21 protein-coding genes are annotated in these 20,706 nt (G+C 64.2%); 13 read left to right on the forward strand and 8 right to left on the reverse strand.

The annotated features are described in order from the left end of the window. Nucleotides 1-62 precede the first annotated feature (62 nt). The 7 genes from XH89_RS13255 to XH89_RS13285 all read left to right on the forward strand — a co-directional run bounded on the left by XH89_RS13255 (nt 63) and on the right by XH89_RS13285 (nt 8,237). Nucleotides 63-1,301 carry an MFS transporter gene (locus tag XH89_RS13255; RefSeq protein ID WP_194467478.1) on the forward strand — a complete coding sequence of 413 codons (1,239 nt, stop codon included), beginning with the start codon at nt 63-65 and terminating at the stop codon, nt 1,299-1,301. A gap of 203 nt (nt 1,302-1,504) precedes the next feature. After that, a complete protein-coding gene (locus XH89_RS13260) occupies nt 1,505-2,389 on the forward strand; it encodes an AraC family transcriptional regulator (protein ID WP_194467479.1) in 885 nt (294 codons plus the stop codon). Nucleotides 2,390-2,606: 217 nt separating this feature from the next. Next, nucleotides 2,607-3,680, forward strand: a complete 1,074-nt coding sequence (locus XH89_RS13265) for a sugar ABC transporter substrate-binding protein (RefSeq protein WP_194467480.1) — start codon at nt 2,607-2,609, stop codon at nt 3,678-3,680. Between the two features lie 62 nt (nt 3,681-3,742). After that, complete coding sequence (locus XH89_RS13270; protein WP_194467481.1) at nt 3,743-4,567, forward strand: ATP-binding cassette domain-containing protein; 825 nt, start codon at nt 3,743-3,745, stop codon at nt 4,565-4,567. Beyond that, on the forward strand, nt 4,564-5,820 hold the full coding sequence (locus XH89_RS13275) for a sugar ABC transporter permease (protein WP_194467482.1): 1,257 nt from the start codon (nt 4,564-4,566) through the stop codon (nt 5,818-5,820). The genes XH89_RS13270 and XH89_RS13275 overlap by 4 nt, the downstream gene beginning before the upstream one ends. Nucleotides 5,821-5,845: 25 nt before the next feature. Further along, on the forward strand, nt 5,846-6,574 hold the full coding sequence (locus XH89_RS13280) for an SDR family oxidoreductase (RefSeq protein WP_194467483.1): 729 nt from the start codon (nt 5,846-5,848) through the stop codon (nt 6,572-6,574). Between the two features lie 49 nt (nt 6,575-6,623). Beyond that, nucleotides 6,624-8,237, forward strand: a complete 1,614-nt coding sequence (locus tag XH89_RS13285) for an FGGY-family carbohydrate kinase (protein ID WP_194467484.1) — start codon at nt 6,624-6,626, stop codon at nt 8,235-8,237. Between the two features lie 150 nt (nt 8,238-8,387). Here XH89_RS13285 and XH89_RS13290 read toward each other — a convergent pair whose 3' ends face one another. The 6 genes from XH89_RS13290 to XH89_RS13315 all read right to left on the reverse strand — a co-directional run bounded on the left by XH89_RS13290 (nt 8,388) and on the right by XH89_RS13315 (nt 13,756). Continuing rightward, entirely contained in the window at nt 8,388-9,146 is a 759-nt protein-coding gene (locus XH89_RS13290) for an SDR family oxidoreductase (protein WP_025037199.1), read from the reverse strand. A gap of 25 nt (nt 9,147-9,171) precedes the next feature. Continuing rightward, nucleotides 9,172-9,930, reverse strand: coding sequence for a peptidase (locus tag XH89_RS13295; RefSeq protein WP_194467485.1), 759 nt, complete (start codon nt 9,928-9,930; stop codon nt 9,172-9,174). A gap of 88 nt (nt 9,931-10,018) precedes the next feature. Continuing rightward, nucleotides 10,019-10,426, reverse strand: coding sequence for a carboxymuconolactone decarboxylase family protein (locus XH89_RS13300; protein WP_194467486.1), 408 nt, complete (start codon nt 10,424-10,426; stop codon nt 10,019-10,021). Nucleotides 10,427-10,492: 66 nt separating this feature from the next. After that, nucleotides 10,493-11,341, reverse strand: a complete 849-nt coding sequence (locus XH89_RS13305; protein WP_194467487.1) for a transglutaminase family protein — start codon at nt 11,339-11,341, stop codon at nt 10,493-10,495. 47 nt (nt 11,342-11,388) lie between these two features. Then, the gene (locus XH89_RS13310; RefSeq protein WP_194467488.1) at nt 11,389-12,333 is read right to left on the reverse strand and encodes an alpha-E domain-containing protein; all 945 of its coding nucleotides are present in this window, start codon (nt 12,331-12,333) and stop codon (nt 11,389-11,391) included. A 4-nt stretch (nt 12,334-12,337) separates the two neighbouring features. Continuing rightward, a complete protein-coding gene (locus tag XH89_RS13315; RefSeq protein ID WP_194467489.1) occupies nt 12,338-13,756 on the reverse strand; it encodes a circularly permuted type 2 ATP-grasp protein in 1,419 nt (472 codons plus the stop codon). Between the two features lie 222 nt (nt 13,757-13,978). Here XH89_RS13315 and XH89_RS13320 point away from each other — a divergent pair, with 222 nt between their 5' ends. From XH89_RS13320 to XH89_RS13330, 3 genes are all read left to right on the forward strand, one after another. Further along, nucleotides 13,979-14,716 (forward strand): molybdopterin-binding protein, encoded by a 738-nt coding sequence (locus XH89_RS13320; protein ID WP_183240492.1) that lies wholly within the window; start codon nt 13,979-13,981, stop codon nt 14,714-14,716. Nucleotides 14,717-14,754: 38 nt separating this feature from the next. Then, a complete protein-coding gene (gene gpt, locus XH89_RS13325) occupies nt 14,755-15,282 on the forward strand; it encodes a xanthine phosphoribosyltransferase (protein WP_194467490.1) in 528 nt (175 codons plus the stop codon). A gap of 157 nt (nt 15,283-15,439) precedes the next feature. Continuing rightward, nucleotides 15,440-16,057 (forward strand): hypothetical protein, encoded by a 618-nt coding sequence (locus XH89_RS13330; protein WP_194467491.1) that lies wholly within the window; start codon nt 15,440-15,442, stop codon nt 16,055-16,057. A gap of 16 nt (nt 16,058-16,073) precedes the next feature. On the opposite strand, the gene XH89_RS13335 is transcribed toward XH89_RS13330, so the two are convergent. Further along, nucleotides 16,074-17,096: a methionine synthase gene (locus XH89_RS13335; RefSeq protein WP_194467492.1), complete on the reverse strand. Its 1,023-nt coding sequence runs from the start codon at nt 17,094-17,096 to the stop codon at nt 16,074-16,076. Nucleotides 17,097-17,217: 121 nt separating this feature from the next. Between XH89_RS13335 and XH89_RS13340 the strand changes: the two genes are divergently transcribed. The 3 genes from XH89_RS13340 to XH89_RS13350 all read left to right on the forward strand — a co-directional run bounded on the left by XH89_RS13340 (nt 17,218) and on the right by XH89_RS13350 (nt 19,641). After that, on the forward strand, nt 17,218-17,919 hold the full coding sequence (locus tag XH89_RS13340; protein WP_194467493.1) for a glutathione S-transferase N-terminal domain-containing protein: 702 nt from the start codon (nt 17,218-17,220) through the stop codon (nt 17,917-17,919). Between the two features lie 136 nt (nt 17,920-18,055). Beyond that, nucleotides 18,056-18,664: a 2-hydroxychromene-2-carboxylate isomerase gene (locus XH89_RS13345; RefSeq protein WP_194467494.1), complete on the forward strand. Its 609-nt coding sequence runs from the start codon at nt 18,056-18,058 to the stop codon at nt 18,662-18,664. After that, entirely contained in the window at nt 18,664-19,641 is a 978-nt protein-coding gene (locus XH89_RS13350) for an NADPH:quinone oxidoreductase family protein (RefSeq protein ID WP_194467495.1), read from the forward strand. Before XH89_RS13345 ends, XH89_RS13350 begins: the two co-directional genes overlap by 1 nt. A gap of 107 nt (nt 19,642-19,748) precedes the next feature. On the opposite strand, the gene XH89_RS13355 is transcribed toward XH89_RS13350, so the two are convergent. Continuing rightward, complete coding sequence (locus XH89_RS13355; RefSeq protein WP_194467496.1) at nt 19,749-20,639, reverse strand: crotonase/enoyl-CoA hydratase family protein; 891 nt, start codon at nt 20,637-20,639, stop codon at nt 19,749-19,751. Between the last annotated feature and the right edge of the window lie 67 nt (nt 20,640-20,706).

Consider the following 20,706-nt stretch of genomic DNA (forward strand, 5'->3'; position numbering starts at 1 on the left):
GCCTCAGCCACGCGGGCGCGTCGATATCAGGGGCGAATACTCCGCGCGTGACCGAAGAGGCGATGCCAGAACAGCCAGTTGCAGCGAACCGGCCGGTCACCGCCGGTGAGCTCCTCCGCCATCCCGCCTTCCTGTTCTTTCTGCTCTCGCGCAGCCTGTCGCGTTTCTCCAGCCAGATCGCGGCGGTGGCGATCGGCTGGCAGATCTACGACCTCACCGGCTCGGCCTTCGACCTCGGCATGGTTGGCCTCGTGCAATTCGCGCCCACCGCGCTGCTCGTTTTCGTCGCCGGCCACGCTGCCGACCGTTTCGAGCGCAAGCGTGTGGTCCAGCTCTGCCAGCTCGTGGAAGCCGCGACCGCGCTCTATCTCGCATTGATCACCTATCTCGGCGCGGTCAGCGAGGTCCAGATCTTCGTCGCGACCTTCATGCTCGGCATTGCCGGCGCGTTCGAGAGCCCGACCACTGCGGCGCTGCTGCCGCTGATCGCGCCGCAGGGGTCGCTCCAGCGCGCCACCGCCGTGTCCAGCGGCGCGGCCCAGGTCGCGACCATCACCGGTCCGGCCCTCGGCGGCTTAGCCTACGCGATCGCGCCGCATCTGGCCTATGCCGTGATGCTGCTGTTCTGGATTCTCGGGATGATCCTGACCGGCTTCATCCAGCCGCGCCCGCAGGCGGTCGCCAAGGAGGGAACGGACGAGGACAACATCTTTGCCGGCGTCCGCTTCATCCGGCAGAGCCCGGCGATCCTCGGCACCATCTCGCTCGACCTGTTCGCCGTGCTGTTCGGCGGCGTCACCGCGCTCTTGCCGATCTATGCCCGCGACATCCTCCAGGCCGGTCCGGTCGGGCTCGGCGTGCTGCGTGCTGCGCCCGCGGTCGGCGCGCTGCTGATGACCACGGTGCTGGCGCGCCACGCCATCACGCGGCATGTGGGCCTGCGCATGTTTCAGGCCGTGATCGTGTTCGGCCTCGCCACGATCGTATTCGCGCTGTCGTCCTGGATGTGGCTGTCGGTGCTGTCGCTCGCCATTCTTGGCGCCGCCGACACGATCAGCGTCGTGATCCGCTTCTCGCTGGTGCAGCTTTCAACACCCGACGAGATGCGCGGCCGCGTCGGCGCGGTGAACTTCCTCTTCATCAACGCCTCGAACCAGCTCGGCCAGTTCGAGAGCGGCCTGACGGCGGCGCTGTTCGGGGCAATGCCGGCCGCCGTGCTCGGCGGCGTCTGCACGGTGGCGGTGGCCTTACTGTGGATGAAGCTGTTCCCCAGCCTGCGGCAGGTGGAGAGCTTGGAGTAGGGAAGCCGGGTTCGGGGCTTGGCCGATATTGCAGCGCCCACCGAACGAATGTCAAAAGAGTATCGGTTCGGCATCTGAATCGTGGTGGCGGCTCCGGCTGCCACCCGATACGGTTTCGAACAATAGAGAGAGCTGAGCAAAATTCAGCCATCGGGGACGAGCCCAGACGTTTACAAGCCGGGCCGACCCAGGAGGGAACGGAAATGGAACCAGACCTGGAAGTCGTGCAGATACGGCGCGGCGAGTCGTTCAAGGCTTGGTCGCACGGGTATCCGTTCCACACCGTCCGGTGGCACTTTCATCCGGAATACGAGATCCATCAGGTCGTGGCGACGAGCGGTCGCTATTTTGTCGGCGATTTCATCGGCCAGTTCGAACCAGGCAATCTCGTGCTCACGGGACCCAACCTTCCGCATAATTGGGTGAGCGACGTGCCTGCGGATATGACCATCCCGCTGCGCGGACGCATCATCCAGTTCAGCGAAGAATTCATCGGCGACACGATGAAGCTCATGCCCGAGCTCTCTGGCCTCGGTGCGCTGCTGGAATTCTCCCGGCGTGGCGTGCTGTTCTCGGGCAGCACAAGCAAGGAGCTCGCTCCGCTGATGGAGGAGATCGTGGCGGCGAAGGGCGTGCGTCGGATCGAGCTGTTCATGATGATCCTGGGGACGCTCTGCCGCGCTCGGGGCGCGTTGCCGCTCTCCAGCCCGGACTATTTGCCCGACCCGTCCGGCTACATGTCGGCCGGAATGAACAAGGCGCTGGCCTTCATCCGCGAAAACCTGACGCAGCCGTTTGGCGAGGCAGATCTCGCGGCGATCGCCGGCCAGTCGCAAAGCGGATTTTCGCGCTCGTTCCGCCGCCACACCGGCATGTCGCTGGTGCAATACGTCAAGCGGCTCCGCATCAATCTGGCCTGCCAGATCCTGACGAGCGACGAATACGCCTCCATCACCGACATCTGCTTCCAGGTCGGCTTCAACAATCTCTCCAATTTCAATCGTCAGTTCCTGGCCGAGAAGGGCATGCCGCCCTCGCGCTTCAGACGATTGCTGGCGGACAACATCAACGCGGCACGCGCCGCATAACCGGGAGGAGCAGAGGAGGAGGACGATTACGGGAAGAATGACGCGGGCGCGCCGATGGCCGCCTGCGAAGGAGATTGCTTGTCCGGAAATTCCGCGTGGCTTCGGAGGATATCGGCGCTGACCGCCGTTGCCGTCCGGCTGCGGAAGCAGGGACGGCGTGTCTCCTAGAGATCAATTGATGGCACTCTAACACCTAGTTTCGGAAAGGGAAGTCCGGATGACGAAACTCTTGTTCAAGACTACGGGTACAGCCGCGCTCGTCCTGTCGCTGCTCGGCGCAACGGCCTTGTTCTCGCAGGCTGCGGAGGTGAAGGACGCGACTGTTGCTTTCCTCATGCCCGACCAGGCCTCCACCCGCTACGAGCAGCACGACTATCCAGGTTTTGCTGCAGAGATGAAGAAACTCTGCGCGAGCTGCAAGGTCATCTACCAGAATGCCAGTGCGGACGCCGCGCGCCAGCAGCAGCAGTTCAATTCGGTGATCTCGCAGGGCGCCAAAGTGATCGTGCTCGATCCTGTCGACTCGACAGCCGCAGCTTCGCTGGTCAAGATGGCACAGTCCCAGGGCATCAAGGTGATCGCCTACGACCGCCCGATCCCCGACGCCAAGGCCGACTTCTACGTCTCCTTCGACAATGAAGGCATCGGCAAGGCCATCTCGGAATCGCTGGTCAAGCATCTGAAGGACGCCAAAGTCACGGCGAAGGAGGGCGAAGGGGTGCTCGAGATCAATGGATCACCCACCGACGCCGCCGCAGGCCTGATCAAGAAGGGCATTCATGCGGGCCTCGAGAAGAGCGGCTATCCTATCCTTGCGGAATACGACACGCCGGACTGGGCCCCGCCCAAGGCGCAGCAATGGGCAAGTGGCCAGGTTACCCGCTTCGGCAAGAAGATACTTGGCGTCGTGGCCGCGAATGACGGGACGGGCGGTGGTGCGATCGCGGCCCTCAAGGCCGCCGGTGTCGATCCATTGCCGCCGGTGACGGGCAACGACGCGACGATTGCTGCGCTCCAGCTCATCATCGCCGGCGATCAGTACAATACGATCTCCAAGCCCAGTGAGATCGTCGCGGGCGCTGCAGCCCATGCGGCGATGGAATTCCTCTCGGGCGGTACGCCCAAGGCGGAAACCACTCTGTTTAACACGCCGTCGAAGCTGTTCATTCCGGCTGTTGTGACCGAGCAGAACCTGAAGGCGGAGATCATCGACAAGAAGATTCAGACCGCCGATCAGCTCTGCACGGGCAGGTATGCCGCCGGATGCAAGAAGCTCGGCATCACGCAGTAAGCGAAGAAGTGTCCCGGCCGCTCGTTGCGGCCGGGACGAACGAAGGGAAGGCGAACGCGGAAATGTCCACGATCTCGGATGTCGATCACCCGCAGCAGAGGACAGGCGAACTGGTCCTGAGCCTTCGCGGCATTTCCAAGAATTTCGGCGCCGTATCCGCCCTGACCGACGTCGATCTCGACGTTCATGCCGGCGAGGTCGTGGCGCTTGTCGGTGACAACGGCGCTGGCAAGTCCACGCTGGTGAAGATCCTTGCCGGTGTGCACCAGCCCACCTCGGGTACGATTGCCTTCGATGGCGAACAAGTCGTCCTGCCCGATCCCGCTACGGCACTCGGTCTGGGCATCGCCACGGTCTTCCAGGACTTGGCGCTCTGCGAGAATCTCGACGTGGTCGCCAACATCTTCCTGGGCCGCGAGTTGAATCCCGCCCGGCTCGACGAGGTTTCCATGGAAGTCCGTGCCTGGACGTTGCTCAACGAACTCTCGGCGCGCATTCCGAGTGTGCGTGACCCCGTTGCCTCGCTCTCGGGCGGGCAGCGTCAGACCGTGGCGATCGCGCGCTCGTTGCTGACCGAGCCGAAGCTTATCCTGCTCGACGAGCCGACCGCCGCGCTCGGTGTCGCCCAGACCGCGGAAGTCCTCGACCTGATCGAGCGCGTGCGTGCCCGCGGCCTCGGCGTCATCGTGATCAGCCACAACATGGAGGACGTGCGCGCCGTCGCCGACCGGATCGTGGTGTTGCGCCTCGGCCGCAACAACGGCGAATTCGGACCCGACGTTTCCAACCAGGATCTCGTCACCGCCATCACCGGCGCCGACGAGAATTCGGTCTCCCGCCGTGCCAGCCGACGCCAGGCGCAGCAGTCGCGGCAGGTGCTGACATGACCGACGAGACGCAGCGGGTTCCGACCGCGCGGTTGCTGGACCGTCGCGACGAGCGCGTCGCACATGAGGATACGATCGGCAGCACGATCGGCGCCTTCGTCGACCGCGTGCGGTCGGGCGACCTCGGCTCTCTGCCAGTGGTGGTCGGGCTGCTGATCATCTGCACCGCATTCCAGAGCCTCAACCCGGTCTTCCTGGCGCCTGACAATCTGGTCAATCTGCTGTTCGATTGCTCGACCGTAGGCGTCATCTCGCTCGGCATCGTCTGTGTCCTGATGGTCGGCGAGATCGACCTCTCGGTTGGCTCGGTGAGCGGGTTCTCCTCCGCGCTGGTCGGCGTGCTCTGGGTCAACCAGGATTGGCCCGTAGCGGTGGCTGTTGTCACGGCGCTGGTGCTGGGCGCCTCGATCGGCGGGCTCTATGCCTTCTTGTTCAACCGGCTGGGCATGCCGAGCTTCGTCTCGACGCTGTCAGGCCTGCTCGCTTGGCTCGGTTTGCAACTCTATCTGCTCGGCTCGTCCGGCTCGATCAACCTTCCCTACGGGTCCCCACTGGTCAATTTCGGACAGATGCTGGTCATGCCGCCGATCGTATCTTACGCGCTCGCGGCACTTGCCGGCGTGGTTATGTTCGCGACCGGCTATCGCATGGCCGCGCGCAGGCGAGCGGCGGGACTGTCTGCAAGCTCGCTCGGCCGCCTTCTGCTGAAGGGCGCTCTGGTCGTCGTCGTGCTCGAATTCATCGTCTACTATCTCAATCTCGCGCGCGGTGTTCCGTGGATGTTCGGCCTGTTCGTCGGCTTGTGCGTGGTCATGAACTACGCGCTGAAGCGGACCAAATGGGGCCGCTCAATGAGCGCGGTCGGAGGCAATCGCGAGGCCGCCCGTCGTGCCGGCATCAACGTTCGCCGGATCCATACGAGCGCCTTCATGCTGTGCTCCACGCTGGCAGCCGCCGGCGGTATCCTTGCTGCCGCGCGGCTGGCGTCTTCCAGCCAGCAGGCCGGCACGGGAGATGTGAACCTCAATGCCATCGCCGCCGCGGTCATCGGCGGCACCAGTCTGTTTGGCGGCCGCGGCAGCGCTTATTCTGCATTGCTCGGTATCATCGTCATCCAGTCGATCGCCAGCGGCCTTACGCTGCTCGATCTCTCTTCGTCGCTTCGGTACATGATCACGGGTGCGGTGCTTGCCGTCGCTGTCATCGTCGACTCGCTGGCACGACGCTCGCGCGTATCCCATGGCCGAGCCTAGACAAACTCCAACAAGAGGACCGACCGTGGGCCAGGAACTTGCAGGAAAGGTTGCCGCGATTACCGGCGCTGCCTCGGGCATTGGTCTCGAATGCGCGAGGACAATGATCGCGGCGGGGGCGCGCGTGGTGCTGGTCGATCGGGCCGAGGATGCGCTGAACAGTGTCTGCCTTGAACTCGGCGACCACGCGATCCCGTTGCGCATTGATCTCACTGATCAGGCGAGCATGGCGGGCATGATGCCGCAGCTGCTGGAAAAGGCCGGCCGGCTCGATATCTTCCATGCCAATGCCGGCACCTATGTCGGCGGCGAGGTGCTTGGCGGTGACCCCGACGCCTGGGACCGCATGCTCAACCTCAATGTCAACGCGCTGTTCCGCTCGATCCACGCGGTTCTGCCACATATGGTGGAACGCAAGAGTGGTGACATCATCGTCACCAGTTCGATCGCCGGTCTCGTCCCCGTGGTCTGGGAGCCGATCTACACTGCCTCGAAACATGCCGTGCAGGCCTTTGTCCATACCGTGCGTCGGCAGGTCGCGAAATACGGCCTGCGCGTCGGCGCCGTGGCGCCCGGCCCGGTCGTGACCGCGCTCATCAGCGACTGGCCCAAGGAAAAGCTCGACGCAGAGATGGCGGCAGGTGGCCTGATCCAGCCGACGGAAGTCGCGCAGGCCGTGCTCTTCATGTTGACTCGTCCGAGAAATGTCACGATCCGCGACCTCGTGATCCTGCCGCAGAGCAACGATCTCTAGGCTTCCGCATCTGCGATCTGAACGTTGCTTCATGGTGAGGGTCTCCGGGATGACGCGCTATTTTCTGGGCATCGACGTCGGCACGGGCAGTGCGAGAGCCGGGGTCTTCGATCGCTCCGGCAGACTTGTCGCCACCGACAAGGCCGACATCACGCTTTGGCGGGAGGCCGGCGATATTGTCGAGCAGTCGAGCGAGGACATCTGGCGCGCCGTATGCCGCAGCGTGCGCAGCGCGGTCGGAAAGGCCGGCATCGCGCCGGACGGCATTGCCGGCATTGGCTTTGACGCGACCTGCTCGCTGGTGGTGCTCGGCGTTGGCGGCGCACCGCTTGCCGTGGGCCCGTCCGGTGATCCCGCTCGCAATATCATCGTTTGGATGGACCACCGCGCCGTCGAGCAGGCGCGTCGGATCAACCGCACCGGCGCGAAAGTTCTCGACTATGTCGGCGGAGCGATCTCACCCGAGATGGAGACGCCGAAACTGTTGTGGCTTGCCGAAAACATGCCCGGCAGCTTTGCGGACGCCTGGCAGTTCATGGACCTGACTGATTTCCTCACCTGGCGTGCAACCGGGAGCCTTGCCCGCTCCACCTGCACCGTCACGTGCAAGTGGAGCTATCTGGGCCACGAAGACCGTTGGGATGCCGATTTCTTCCGCTCGGTCGGTCTCGGCGCGTTGGCGGACGAGCAGTTTTGCCGGATCGGCACCGAGATCGTGCCTGGCGGCACGCGGCTGGCTGCCGGGCTGACAGCGGAGGCAGCGACCGACCTTGGCCTCAAGGTTGGTACGTCCGTTGCGGCAGGCCTCATCGACGCACATGCGGGCGGTGTCGGAACGGTGGGTGCTCGCGGAGCTGCGGGTACGGCGCTCACGCGTATGGCCTATGTGTTCGGAACGTCTGCCTGCACCATGTCGACCACGCAAAACCCGGTCTTCGTTCCCGGCGTCTGGGGACCTTATTTCTCGGCCATGGTGCCGGGGCTATGGCTCAATGAGGGTGGACAGTCAGTCGCTGGTGCAGCAATTGACCATCTCGTACAGATGCATCCGTATTCGGCACAGGCGACACACGCGGCGCGTCAGGACCAACGGACGCTCGCCGATTGGCTCGCCGGTCAGGTAGACGCGCGCGGCGGTGCAGAGAGGGTTCGGGACTTGGTCGGCGAGCTTCATGTCGTGCCTGAATTCCTCGGCAACCGCGCGCCCCTCGCGGATCCCGATGCGCGTGCGCTGATCGCCGGGCTGGATATGCGCTCCGACCTGGAGAGCTTGCTCGCCCTCTATCTTGCCGGCCTGTGCGGCCTGGGTTACGGCGCGCGGCAGATCGTGCGGGCCCAGCAGGATAAAGGCATTGCCATCGATACGATCGTCGTCAGCGGTGGTGCGGCCCAGAGCCGCCTGGTGCGGCAGGTGCTCGCCGATACGACCGGTTTGACGGTTGCTGCCTCGGCATCTCCGGAGCCGGTGTTGCTCGGCTCCGCGATGCTCGGATCGGTCGCTTCGGGCGATCACACCGATGTCAGCCAGGCGATGGAGGCGATGTCTGCCTTGGGAGAAATACATCCTCCCGACGCGGCGCTGGCAAGCTGGAACGACAAGCGCTCCGCAGCCTTCGAGGCCTTGCAGCAGGTCGGGCGATCAATCCGAAGCCACGCTGGTTAGCCTGGTTTCGCGATATGCGGGCAGGGTCCGCTCTGTTTCCCGTCATTGTAGAGGCAACGCAGGGATTTAGCTGACATCACTGCGCTTGCCGAATGCAGGTAGCAACCCCACGCCGTCTACTGTGCATGGGGTTGTTTTCGCAGTCTTCGTTCAGCCCCGTCCGACGAACGGCATCTTCGTCGCCATCACCGTCATGGTCAGCACGTTGGCATCGAGCGGCAGGCCGGCCATGTAGGCGACGGCATCGCCGACCGCCTTCGCATCCATGCGCGGCTCGTGCTTGGTGGTGCCGTCGGGCTGCAGCACGCCGGGGCCGTTGACCATGCGGTCGGTCATCGGGGTCGCGGCGTTGCCGATGTCGACCTGGCCGACCGCGATGTCGTACATGCGGCCGTCGAGGTTGCTGGCCTTGGTGAGGCCGGTGATGGCGTGCTTGGTCGAGGTGTAGGCCGCCGAGAACGGCCGCGGCGCATGCGCCGAGATCGAGCCGTTGTTGATGATGCGGCCGCCGCGCGGGGTCTGGTCCTTCATGATGCGGAAGGCGTGCTGGGTGCACAGGAACGGGCCGGTGAGGTTGGTGTTCACCACCGCCTGCCACTGCTCGAGGCTGAGGTCCTCGAAGTTCACCGCCGGCGCGCCCATGCCGGCATTGTTGAACAGCACGTCGAGACGGCCATAGGTCGCCTTCACCTTGTCGAACAGCGCGGCGATGGAATCAGGCTTGGTCATGTCGGCAGTCACGCACAGGCTCTTGCCCGCGGGGCCGAGCTTTGCGGTCTCCTCGAGCATGTCGAGCCGGCGGCCCGCCAGCACCACGGTGAAGCCGGTGTTCATCAGTGCGAGCGATGCCGCGCGCCCGACGCCGGTGCCGGCGCCCGTCACCAATGCGATCTTTTTCGCTTCACTCATCGTTTCCTGCCTTTTCTTTGAGTTGTCAGGTTTTGGGTTCTTTTTCGTTCTTGTAGGGCGGCCGCGGGATGTTCTGGTGTGCCGCGCGCAATGCCGCCGACCAGCGCGAGCGCAGGTCGTGGAAGTAGGGCTCGCCGGCCTCGATGCGATGGTTGAGGTCCGCATCGTAGACATCCGAGCGCACCACCAGCACGTCGATCGGCAGGCCGACGCCGAGATTGGAGCGCATGGTCGAGTCCATCGAGATCAGGCCGGTCTTCAGCGCCTCGTAAAGCTCGACGTCGTAATGCATGGCGCGGTCGAGCACCGGCTTGCCGTATTTGTGCTCGCCGATCTGCAGGTAGGGCGTGTCGGTCGTGCACTCGATGAAATTGCCGGCGGTGTACACCATGAACAGGCGCATGCGCGCGCCCTTGATCTGGCCGCCGAACAGGAACGAGACGTCGAAGGACACATCCTCCGACTTCAGCGCCGGTCCCTCGGTCGCGTGCACCGCCCGGATTGCCCGGCCGATGCGCTGGGCGGCCTGGAACATGGTCGGCGCGTTCATCAGCGTCTCGATCTCGCCCGTGTTGGGATCTTCCAGACCCTCGGTCAGGGTGGAGAGCACCGACTGGCTGATGGCGAGGTTGCCGGCGCTGGCGATCGCCATGATGCGGTCGCCCGGCTTGGAGAAGATGTGCAGCTTGCGGAAGGTCGAGACGTTGTCGAGGCCGGCATTGGTGCGGGTGTCGGCGATCATCACCAGACCGTCCCGAACCAGGATTCCGCAACAATAGGTCATTTCCAGTCCCCGAACGCGTTTGCGCGGAATTACTAGCCAATTTCGCCGGCCGCTCCAACCCCCGATTCCTCGGGGGAGGTCGGCGACCTCAGTCAGTTGCGTCGGCGAGGAACGCCTGGTCGACGGGAACGCCGAGCGCGGTGACCAGCCGGTTGGTCTCCGCGGCCATGCCGACGATGGCTAGCATCTCGCCATATTCGGCCTCGGTCATGCCCTTGGCCCGCGCGGCGGCCGTGTGCGAATGGATGCAGTAGCTGCAGCCATGCGCGATCGACACAGCGACATAGAGCATCTCCTTGACCTTGGGATCGAGCGCGCCCGGCGCCATCACCTCCTTGAGGCTCTCCCAGGTCCGCCGCAGCGTCTTCGGATCATGCGCCAGCGCGCGCCAGAAATTGTTGATGAAGTCCGATTGCCGCAGCTTGCGGATGTCGTCGAAGACGGCGCGCGCCTCGCTGGAAAGCTCGTCGTCCGAAAGCAGTTTTACAGTCGCCATAACATCCTCGCGGATCCATTCCGATCCGGCGATCGTAGCACGGCCCACGCGCTGGGTTGGTCGCGTCTAGCTCTGCCGCTGCGATTGTGATTGCGACGGCCCGCCGCGGCCGGCCTGCTCGACCTTGACCGCGACCGTCAGCGTTTCCGCCCCGCCGCCATAGCGGGTGCCGCGCACCGGCGCCGCGCCGAGATAGTCGAGCCCGATCGCGACGCGGACATGGGCATCCGTGGTGCAGATGCTGTTGGCCGGATCGAAGCCGACCCAGCCGAGATCGGGAACGTAGGCTTCCGCCCAGGCGTGGCCCGCATCCTGATGCACGGTGCCGTCGGAGCGCAGGAAATGGCCGGAGACGAAGCGCGCCGGCACGCCGCCGGTGCGGGCGCAGGCGATGAAGATATGCGCATAGTCCTGGCAGACACCGCGCTTGAGCGTGAACGCTTCGGCGGCCGAGGTGCCGCTGTTGGTCGGGTCCTCGTCGAAGGTCATGTGATCGCTGATCTGCGACATCAGCGTGTGCAGGAAGCCGAGCGTGTCGTTCTCGGCCTCGCTGCGCAGCTGGCGCGCCACAGCCGCCATCGCCGGATTGACGGTCGTAAGGTCGGTGGGACGCAGGAACATTCCGGCCGGAAAACGCTCGTCGGCGCCGCGCAGCACGCCGCCGGTATCATGGGTCTCGATCAGCCCTTCGGCGGTGATCTTGATGTCGCTGACGGGCCCGCAGGACAGCACATGGGTGACGTTGCCGAACGCATCTTCGTGCATGTCGAGCTTGGTGTCGGTCGAGACGTCGATCTGCCATTCCGCCACATATTGCCCGTCATGGCTGCAGGGCGTCGTGCGCAGGATCTGGATCACGCTCGTCGCCGCCGGCTCGTAGCGATAGGTCGTGGTGTGCTGGATTCGCAGGCGCATGGTGTTTTGATTCCGTCATTCCGGGCGTCCCGGAACGACTGCGTGGATCAGATCAAATACTGCTTCGTGATGATTTCGCCCAGCCTGGAATTGTCGGCGATGAATTCCTGAATGAATTCATGCACGCCATGCTGGAAAATGTCGTTCATATTGCTGTGTTCCAGCCGGTTGCGGATGCCGCGGGCGTGGCGCTGGGCCGGGCCCTGGCGGCCATAGGCGACGCCGATCTGGTCGAGATTGCGCACGAGATTGTCGTAGCAGCTCGCCAGGGAGCGCGGCAGCGTGCCGTTGAGGATCAAGAGATCGGCGACCAGCCACGGCTTCAGCGTCTCGCGATAGACCCAGTGATAGGCGGTGAGCGCCGACACCGAGCGCAGGATCGAGCTCCACTGATAGAAGTCGAGCGGGCCGCCGACATGCTCCTCTTCCGGCAGCAGTACGTGATACTTCACGTCGAGAATCCGCGCGGTGTTGTCGGCGCGTTCCAGGTGCAGGCCGAGGCGCGAGAACCAATAGGCGTCGTTGCGCAGCATGGTCCGGTAGGCCGAGCCGTCGAAGCGCAGCGAGGTCTCCTGCACGAAGCGCAGGAATTTTGCCAGGTCCTCGCGGGTCGAAGTGCCCTTGCTCCAAAGCGCCTGAAGCTCGATCCAGGCCGAGTTGATGGTGTCCCACATCTCGCTGGTCAGCGCGGTGCGCACCGAGCGCGAGTTCAGCCGCGCCGCCTCGATGCAGTTCCTGATCGAGGACGGGTTGTCGGCCGAGAACGAGAGGTAGTCGACGACGTTGTGCTCGTTGGCTTCCTCATGGGTCTGATAGAAGCTCTCCGCGACGCCGGCGGTCAGCAGCGCGGAATCCCATTCGTTGGTCTTGCCGATATAGGCGGCGGGAAGCGCGGTGACGCGCAGGGTCGCATCGATCGTGCGCGCGAGATATTCGGCCCGTTCGACATAGCGGGCGAGCCAGTAGAGGTTTTCGGCGGTGCGCGACAGCATCTCTCTACTCGTCCAGAATCCAGGTGTCCTTGGTGCCGCCGCCCTGGCTCGAATTGACCACCAGGGAGCCTTCCTTCAGCGCGACGCGGGTGAGCCCGCCCGGCACGATCGTCGTGCTCTTGCTGCCCGTGAGCACGAAGGGGCGAAGATCGACATGGCGCGGCGCAAGGCCACTTGCCGTGCAGGTGGGGCAGGTCGAGAGCGCCAGCGTCGGCTGCGCGATAAAGCCTTCCGGCTCGCGCTTGAGCTTTTCGCGGAACGCTTCGATCGTCGCCTTGGTCGCAGCGGGGCCGATCAGCATGCCGTAGCCGCCGGAGCCGTGCACTTCCTTGACGACGAGCTCGCTTAGATTGTCCAGCACGTAAGCCAGATCCTTCGGCTCGCGACAGCGCCAGGTCGGCACGTTCTTCAGGATCGGCTCCTCGCCGAGATAGAACTTCACGATGTCGGGCATGTAGGAGTAGATCGCCTTGTCGTCGGCGATGCCGGTGCCGACGGCATTGGCGAGCGTGATGTTGCCGGCGGCATAGGCCGACATCAGCCCGGGCACGCCGAGCGCGGAGTCGGGCCGGAAGGTGAGGGGATCGAGAAAGTCGTCGTCGACGCGGCGATAGATCACGTCGACCCGTTTCAGCCCCTCGGTCGTCCGCATGAACACTTCGTTGTTCTTGACGACGAGGTCGCGCCCTTCCACGAGCTCGATGCCGAGCTTGTCGGCGAGGAAGGAGTGCTCGTAATAGGCGGAATTGTAGACGCCTGGCGTGAGCAGGGCGACCGTCGGCTCGCTCGATGCGCCATGTGGCGCGACCGAGCGGAGCGCCGAGAGCAGCTCGTCCGGATAGCGCTCGACCGGCGCCACCCTGTGGCGGGCGAACAGATCCGGAAACAGCCGCATCATGATCTCGCGGTTTTCCAGCATGTAGGACACGCCGGACGGCGTGCGCGCATTGTCCTCCAGCACGATGAAGTCCTCGGCATCGACCCGGACAATGTCGATGCCGGCGATGTGCACGTAAACGTCGTGCGGCACCTGCTGGCCGTTCATCTCGGGCCGGAACACCGGGTTTTGGAAGATCAGATCATCGGGCACGATCTCGGCGCGGAGGATCTCGCGGCCGTGATAGATGTCGCGCAGGAACATGTTCAGCGCCTTGACGCGCTGCTTCAGTCCCTTTTCCAGCACCGTCCATTCCTTGCCGGACATGATCCGCGGGATCACGTCGAAGGGGATCAGGCGCTCGGTGGATTCGGAGTCGCCATAGACGGCGAAGGTGATGCCGATGCGGCGGAACAGGAGCTCGGCCTCCTGGCGGCGATATTCGAGCGCCTCGGGAGGCGTCTCCTTGAGCCAGCGAGCCAGCTCCTGATAGGCGGGGCGAAGGTCCCCACCGGGGATATTCATTTCATCAAACGCGACTGCCATAGATCCCGACTTGTCTCACTGGCCATGCGGCAAGAGTGCATGACTTTGAGGAGGTAGCAAGGGGCGGGCCAGCGGGATAAGCATGGAGAGCGGGCATTTGCCTGATGTGGCCGAGAAGGTGCCTGAAAAAATGGCTGAGGACTGCTTATTTCGGCAGCAAAAGCGCGTGACTTCAACGCGTTACCCCGGCAAATTCGGCGAGACAGGTGAGGGACTTAAGGCATGAGCGAGATCGTTACGGCGGGCATTCTGGTCATCGGGGATGAAATCCTGTCCGGCCGAACCAAGGACAAGAATATCGGCTTCATCGCCGAATACCTGACCAATATCGGCATCGACCTCAAGGAAGTCCGGGTCGTCTCCGACGACGAGGACGACATTATCGCGGCGTTGAATGCACTGCGGCAACGCTACACCTATGTCTTTACCACCGGCGGCATCGGCCCGACCCATGACGACATCACCGCCGACAGCGTTGCCAAGGCCTTTGGCGTCGGCATCGACCACCATCCCGAGGTGGTCGCCCGTTTCAGGGAGCGCTGGAGCGAGCAGGACCTCAACGAGGCCCGCCTGCGCATGGCCCGCATTCCCGATGGTGCCGAACTGATCCAGAGCGCGACCATCCTCGCCCCCGGCTTCAAGATCGGCAATGTCATCGTCATGGCCGGCGTGCCGTCGATCATGCAGGCGATGATGGACATCGTCTCGCCCAAGCTGAAGTCGGGCGTGCGCATGCTGTCCGAATCGGTTCGTGCCAATGCGCGGGAAGGCGACATCGGCAGCCCCTTGAGGGCGATCGCCGCCGCTCACCCCGACACCATCATCGGCAGCTATCCGTTCATGGACGAGGAGCAGAAGCCCAACACCAATCTGGTGGTGCGTTCGCGCGATGCGGATAAGCTCGCCGCAGCAATGGCGGCGGTGAAGGAAATGCTGGCGGGATTGAACATCACCCGGTAGCAAATGAGCTGCCGGCAGACGAATGTTAGGAGACGATGATGGCTGGTGAAACACCGCAATTGAGCGCGGAGGAACGGGCAGGTCGGCCCTTTCCAGTGTCGTGGGACCAGTTCCACCGCGACTGCCGGGCGCTGACCTGGCGTCTCAACGAAGTCGGTCCGTTCCACGCCGTGATCGCGATCACCCGCGGCGGCCTGGTGCCGGCCGCGATCGTGGCGCGCGAGCTCGGCTTGCGCGTGATCGATACGGTCTGCATCGCCAGTTACGACCATGACAAGCAGGGTGATCTCCAGGTTCTCAAGGGCATTTCCGAACAGGCGATGAAACTTGGCGGCGGCACCGGCAAGGGGCTGTTGATCGTCGACGACCTCGTCGACACCGGCAAGACCGGCAAGCTGGTTCGCGAGATGCTGCCGGACGCGCATTTCGCCACCGTCTATGCCAAGCCGAAGGGGCGTCCGCTGGTCGATACCTTCATCACGGAGGTCTCGCAGGACACCTGGATCTTCTTTCCCTGGGATACTGCGCTGTCCTATCACCCGCCGCTCCGCGACGGCGCGGCGTGAGCTTTCTTCACCTCGCCCCGCGTGCGGGGAGAGGTCGCGCCGAAGGCGCGGGTGAGGGGCACTCTCCGCGAGTCCAGCGCTCACCATATTTGCGGATGCAGCCCCTCACCCCAGCCCTCTCCCCGTAAGAACGGGGAGAGGGAGACGAGCAGCGCCCATGCCCCTGCAAAACCGCGTCACCCCCACCGGCGACATCATCGCCACCCCACATCGCGGGATGTTCACCGGCAATCGTGGCATCATCCATGATCCCGCGACCAAGACGCTTCTGAAGAAGCGTTGGTCCTCGCCGGCCTGGCTCACCTGCACCTGCGAATTCCGCGGCCGCCGCCGCGAGGTGATGGCGCAGCGAAGCTGGACCGAGCTGTTCTTTCTTGATGAGGCCACAGCGCTCGCCGCCGGGCACCGTCCCTGTTTCTACTGCCGCCGCGACGATGCCAATCACTTCCGGGCCGCGTGGGAGAAGGGCAACCGCGTACACGACGTCCGCATGCACGACATCGACACGGTGCTGCACCACGAGCGGCTCGATCACGGCAAGAAGCGGCTGCACGCGCTCTTGGTGCCGCTCGACCAATTGCCCGAGGGCGCGATGCTGCAGCAGGGCGAGGCAAGCTATCTGGTGATGCAGGGCAGGACGCTAAAGTGGTCGGCGGCGGGATATGCCGCGGCGGAGGACGTCCCCGGTGAGGCAACGCTGCTGACGCCGCCGTCGACACTCCGCACGCTGAACGCCGGCTATCGACCGGTGCTGCACCCCTCCGCGCAGCCCTAGCGCCGAATCCCTTCCATCACCCCAGCTTCTCGCGCGCGAGCGCGGCGCCGGCGCCGAGTGCCATCAGCTTGGCTTCGGCGATCTCGCGCCGCATCGGCGCCATGCCGCAATTGGTGGTGGCGATGATGTTGCTCTTGGGCACGAATTTCGAGACGGCGTCGATCACCTGCACGACGTCCTCCGCGGTCTCGACCGTGTCGCTGGCGACGTCGATGACGCCGGCCTGCACGATCTTGTTCTTCAACAGCGCGAGCAGATCAAGCGGAACCTTGGAGTTGCGGCACTCGATCGCGACCTGCTGAATCGGGCTGGCGTCGATCGCCGGGAAGATCTGCTCGTACTGCCGCCATTGCGCGCCAAGCGTCTCCTTCCAGTCGGTGTTGGCTTTGATGCCGTAGCCGTAGCAGATGTGCACGGCGGTGGTGCAGGTCAGTCCCTGCGCGGCGCGCTCCAGCGCCTTGATGCCCCAGTCATTGACCTCGTCCATGTAGACGTTGAAGGCGGGCTCGTCGAACTGCACGAGATCGACGCCGTCGGCCTGGAGCGCCTTGGCTTCCTCGTTGAGCAGCTCGGCGAAGGCAAAGGCCATCTTGACGCGGTCGCCGTAGTAACGGTCCGCGATGGTGTCGATGATCGTCATCGGGCCGGGCAGGGTGAATTTCAGCTTCTTCTTGGTGTGCGTGCGGGCAACGCGCGCCTCAAAGGCATGGACGCGGTCCTTGAGCCGGAGCGGGGCGACCACCTGCGGCACCATCGCCTTGTAGCGGTCCTTGCGGATGCCCATCTCGACCTTGTGGGCGAAGTCGATGCCCTCGATCTTCTCCAGGAAGCCGTGGACGAAATGCTGCCGGGCCTGCTCGCCCTCGGTAACGATGTCGATGCCGGCGTCCTCCTGGATCTTCAGCCAGATCAGCGTCGCATCGCGCTTGGCACGAAGCAGCTCGTCGCCGCCGGACTTCCAGGGCGCCCAGAGCATGTTGGGCTCGGCGAGCCATTCCGGCTTCGGCAGGGAGCCGGCGATCGTGGTTGGAAACAGCATGGCGGCCCTCCCGGCAGGTTATGTTGCGCCCCTTCCTGCCATGTCCTAACGTCAAGGTACAGAACAACAAAAGTCGCCCTCTATTCCGGCGATGATGACAGGGAAGGCCAGAGGACGGGTCATGATCGACCTCCATTACGCGCCGACGCCGAACGGCTGGAAAATCTCGATCATGCTGGAGGAGCTCGGGCTTCCCTATCGAGTGAAGCCCGTCAACATCCGCGCCGGCGAGCAGTTCAACCCTGAATTCCTGGCGATCTCGCCCAACAACCGCATTCCCGCGATCGTCGACCACGAACCCGCCGATGGCGGCGCGCCGTTCTCGGTGTTCGAGACCGGCGCGATCCTGATTTATCTGGCGGAGAAGACCGGCCGCTTCCTGCCCACGGACTTGCGCGGCCGTTCCACCACCATCCAATGGGTGATGTGGCAGATGGCAGGGCTGGGGCCGATGCTCGGCCAGCACGGCCATTTCGCGCTCTATGCGGCCGAGAAAATCCCTTATGCGATCGAGCGCTACCGCGACGAGGCAACGCGGCTCTACGGCGTGCTCGACCGGCAGCTTGCCAAAACCGGCGCCTATGTCGCCGGCGACTATTCCATCGCCGACATCGCCTGCTTCCCCTGGACCATGACGCACAAGGCGCAGGGTTTTACCCTCGACGACTATCCAAACGTGAAGCGCTGGTACGCCGAGGTCCGGGCCCGGCCGCAGGTGCAGGCGGGGCTCGCGATCGGAAAGTTTGTCAAAGAGCCGTTCGATGAGGAATCACGCAAGATCATGTTCGGCCAGCGCGCTAAGGAAGTGTTGGGAAGGAAGTGACGGCTACGCCGTCATTCCGGGGCGCGCGTAGCGCGAACCCGGAATCCATCGGGCCGCAATAAATTAGGTGAAATGGATTCCGGGCTCGCGCCCAAGAAGGCGCGCCCCGGAATGACGCGAAACACAAGGAAATCCCATGATCGAATTCTTCTTCGACTGCTCCAGCCCCTGGACCTATCTCGCCTTCCACAACATCCAGCCTCTGGCCAAAGAACTCGGCGCCGAGATCATCTGGCGGCCGATCTTGGTCGGCGGCATCTTCAACACGGTCAATCCGAGCGTCTACGCGCAGCGCGAGAAGCCGGTGCCGCTGAAGGCGCGCTACATGAAGAAAGACCTTGCCGACTGGGCGCGCTCGGCGGGTCTGTCGATCAAGATGCCGCCCACAGTCTTCCCGGTGAACAGCGTCAAGGCGATGCGCGGCTGCATCTGGCTCGGCAAGGACATGGTGCCGTTCGCGACTGCAGTGTTCGAGGCCTATTGGGGCGAGGACAAGGACATCTCGCAGGACGCGGTGCTGGCGGAGCTCTGCAAGAAGAGCGGCATCGACGAGCAGAAGTTTCTCGCCGGCATTTCCGAGCAGGGCATCAAGGATCAGCTCAAGGCCAATACTGAAGAGGTCGTCGCCCGCGGCGGCTTCGGCTCGCCGACCATTTTCGTGAACAAGACCGACATGTATTTTGGCAACGACCGCCTGCCGTTGATCCGCGAGGCGCTGTTGCGCAGCAAGGCAAGCGCGGCCTGATGGTACGGGCTGTCGTCTGCCGCGCGCTCGGCGCGCCCGAAACGTTGCGACTGGAAGAGTTTCCGTCGCGCCCGCTGAAGCCGGGTGAAGTCCGCGTCGCGATCCGCGCCGCCGGGCTGAATTTCCCTGACGTGCTGATGGCTGCGGGTGAGTATCAGCTCAAGCCCGAGCTGCCGTTCACGCCCGGCATGGAAGCCGCCGGCGACATCACCGAGATTAGCGCGGAGGCGAGGGGCGTTTCGGTCGGTGACAAGGTCATCGTCAAGATGCGTCACGGCGCGTTCACGGATGAAGCGGTGGTGATGCCGTCGCAACTCACGCCGATGCCGTCGACCTTCGACTATGCGGAGGCCGCAACCTATCTCGCCGGCCACGGCACCGCCTATCATGCGTTGATCGATCGCGGCCGGGTCGAACCGGGTGAAGTGCTGCTGGTGCACGGCGCCGGCGGTGGTGTCGGCCTTGCGGCCGTCGAGATCGGCAAGATGCTGGGCGCAACCGTGATCGCGACCGCGTCCAGCGACGAAAAGCTCGCGGTCGCGAAATCGCGCGGCGCCGATCATCTCGTGCGTTACGACCGCGAGCCGTTTCGCGATGCCGTCAAGCGTATCACCGATGGCCGCGGCGCCGATGTCGTGTTCGATCCTGTCGGCGGCCAGGTCTTTGAGGACTCGATGCGCTGCATCGCCTGGGGCGCGCGGCTACTGGTCATTGGCTTCACCGGCGGCATCGGCTCGGCGAAGACCAATTTGTTGTTGATCAAGGGCGCCAGCGTGCTCGGCGTGCGTGCGGGCGAAGCAGTGCGGAAAAATCCGGCTCTGGGGGAAATGCGCCTGAAGGCGCTGCTGCAATGGGCGGAGGGGGGCAAGCTGCGCCCGAACATCTCACATCGCCTGCCGCTCGAGGATTTTGCGAAGGCGATGCGGCTGTTGCTTGATCGCAAGGCGATCGGGCGTGTGGCGCTGGTGATGGAGTGACGGTGCCGTAACGACGGTGCTGTAGGGTGGGCAAAGCGAAGCGTGCCCACCACCTGTCGCGATTGCCAAGAGATGGTGGGCACGGTGCAAGAGCGCCTTTGCCCACTCTATTTATACTCCCGCTCCGTCCACCACGGAAAATAATCCGGCATATCGTTCGACACCTTGTTCTTGAACTGCGCCGGCCGCTTCTCCAGGAACGACACCACGCCTTCCTTGACGTCGTCCGAGCGGCCGCGGGCGTAGATGCCACGGCTGTCGACCTTGTGCGCTTCCATGGGATCGTCCGCGCCCATCATGCGCCACATCATCTGGCGGATCAGCGCGACCGACACCGGCGCTGTCTTGGCGGCAAATTCCTTGGCGAGCGCGCGGGCGGTCGGAAGCAGATCATCCGGCGGCACGACCTTGCTGACGAGACGGCCGGCGAGGGCTTCCTGCGCCGGGAAGACGCGACCCGAATAGCACCATTCCAGCGCTTGCGAGATTCCGACGATGCGGGGCAGGAACCAGCTCGAGGCCGCCTCCGGCACGATGCCGCGCTGGGAGAACACGAAGCCGAACCGTGCGGCCTCCGACGCAATGCGGATGTCCATCGCGAGCTGCATGGTGACCCCGATGCCGACCGCGGGACCATTCACCGCGGCGATCACAGGCTTCAGGCATTTGAAGATGCGCAAGGTGACCTGGCCGCCGCCGTCGCGCACCTGAGGGTCGCTGTAATCGACCTTGCCGTCGGCAAAGCGCTTCACCGGCCCGCGCCGCGCGTCGCGATCGAAGGTGTTGGCGCCCGAGGACAGATCCGCGCCCGCGCAAAAGCCGCGGCCGGCGCCTGTCACGATGATGGCGCGGACATTGTCGTCCTTGTCGGCGGCGTCGAACGCGTCGATCAGCTCGGCTTGCATCTGCGCGTTGAAGGCGTTGAGCTTGTCGGGCCGGTTCAGCGCAATGGTGAGGATCTGCTCGGCGACCTCGTATTTGATCGTCTCATACGCCATGGCGGGGTTTCCTTCCTTGTCTTGAATGCGGTCTCGATGAGACGAGACGCACGCTCGCCGCTGTCCG

This window comes from Bradyrhizobium sp. CCBAU 53340 (assembly GCF_015291645.1).
Classification (GTDB): domain Bacteria; phylum Pseudomonadota; class Alphaproteobacteria; order Rhizobiales; family Xanthobacteraceae; genus Bradyrhizobium.

What these genes read in the sequence shown, in the direction of transcription:
- XH89_RS13260 (WP_194467479.1), top strand. Translation starts at nt 1,505, where the DNA reads ATGGAACCAGACCTGGAAGTCGTGCAGATACGGCGCGGCGAGTCGTTC.
- XH89_RS13265 (WP_194467480.1), top strand. Translation starts at nt 2,607, where the DNA reads ATGACGAAACTCTTGTTCAAGACTACGGGTACAGCCGCGCTCGTCCTG.
- XH89_RS13290 (WP_025037199.1), bottom strand. Translation starts at nt 9,146, where the DNA reads ATGAGTGAAGCGAAAAAGATCGCATTGGTGACGGGCGCCGGCACCGGC.
- XH89_RS13310 (WP_194467488.1), bottom strand. Translation starts at nt 12,333, where the DNA reads ATGCTGTCGCGCACCGCCGAAAACCTCTACTGGCTCGCCCGCTATGTC.
- XH89_RS13295 (WP_194467485.1), bottom strand. Translation starts at nt 9,930, where the DNA reads ATGACCTATTGTTGCGGAATCCTGGTTCGGGACGGTCTGGTGATGATC.
- XH89_RS13335 (WP_194467492.1), bottom strand. Translation starts at nt 17,096, where the DNA reads ATGCTGTTTCCAACCACGATCGCCGGCTCCCTGCCGAAGCCGGAATGG.
- gpt (WP_194467490.1), top strand. Translation starts at nt 14,755, where the DNA reads ATGGCTGGTGAAACACCGCAATTGAGCGCGGAGGAACGGGCAGGTCGG.
- XH89_RS13350 (WP_194467495.1), top strand. Translation starts at nt 18,664, where the DNA reads ATGGTACGGGCTGTCGTCTGCCGCGCGCTCGGCGCGCCCGAAACGTTG.
- XH89_RS13315 (WP_194467489.1), bottom strand. Translation starts at nt 13,756, where the DNA reads ATGGCAGTCGCGTTTGATGAAATGAATATCCCCGGTGGGGACCTTCGC.
- XH89_RS13300 (WP_194467486.1), bottom strand. Translation starts at nt 10,426, where the DNA reads ATGGCGACTGTAAAACTGCTTTCGGACGACGAGCTTTCCAGCGAGGCG.
- XH89_RS13320 (WP_183240492.1), top strand. Translation starts at nt 13,979, where the DNA reads ATGAGCGAGATCGTTACGGCGGGCATTCTGGTCATCGGGGATGAAATC.
- XH89_RS13255 (WP_194467478.1), top strand. Translation starts at nt 63, where the DNA reads ATGCCAGAACAGCCAGTTGCAGCGAACCGGCCGGTCACCGCCGGTGAG.
- XH89_RS13285 (WP_194467484.1), top strand. Translation starts at nt 6,624, where the DNA reads ATGACGCGCTATTTTCTGGGCATCGACGTCGGCACGGGCAGTGCGAGA.
- XH89_RS13345 (WP_194467494.1), top strand. Translation starts at nt 18,056, where the DNA reads ATGATCGAATTCTTCTTCGACTGCTCCAGCCCCTGGACCTATCTCGCC.
- XH89_RS13330 (WP_194467491.1), top strand. Translation starts at nt 15,440, where the DNA reads ATGCCCCTGCAAAACCGCGTCACCCCCACCGGCGACATCATCGCCACC.
- XH89_RS13355 (WP_194467496.1), bottom strand. Translation starts at nt 20,639, where the DNA reads ATGGCGTATGAGACGATCAAATACGAGGTCGCCGAGCAGATCCTCACC.
- XH89_RS13305 (WP_194467487.1), bottom strand. Translation starts at nt 11,341, where the DNA reads ATGCGCCTGCGAATCCAGCACACCACGACCTATCGCTACGAGCCGGCG.
- XH89_RS13270 (WP_194467481.1), top strand. Translation starts at nt 3,743, where the DNA reads ATGTCCACGATCTCGGATGTCGATCACCCGCAGCAGAGGACAGGCGAA.
- XH89_RS13275 (WP_194467482.1), top strand. Translation starts at nt 4,564, where the DNA reads ATGACCGACGAGACGCAGCGGGTTCCGACCGCGCGGTTGCTGGACCGT.
- XH89_RS13340 (WP_194467493.1), top strand. Translation starts at nt 17,218, where the DNA reads ATGATCGACCTCCATTACGCGCCGACGCCGAACGGCTGGAAAATCTCG.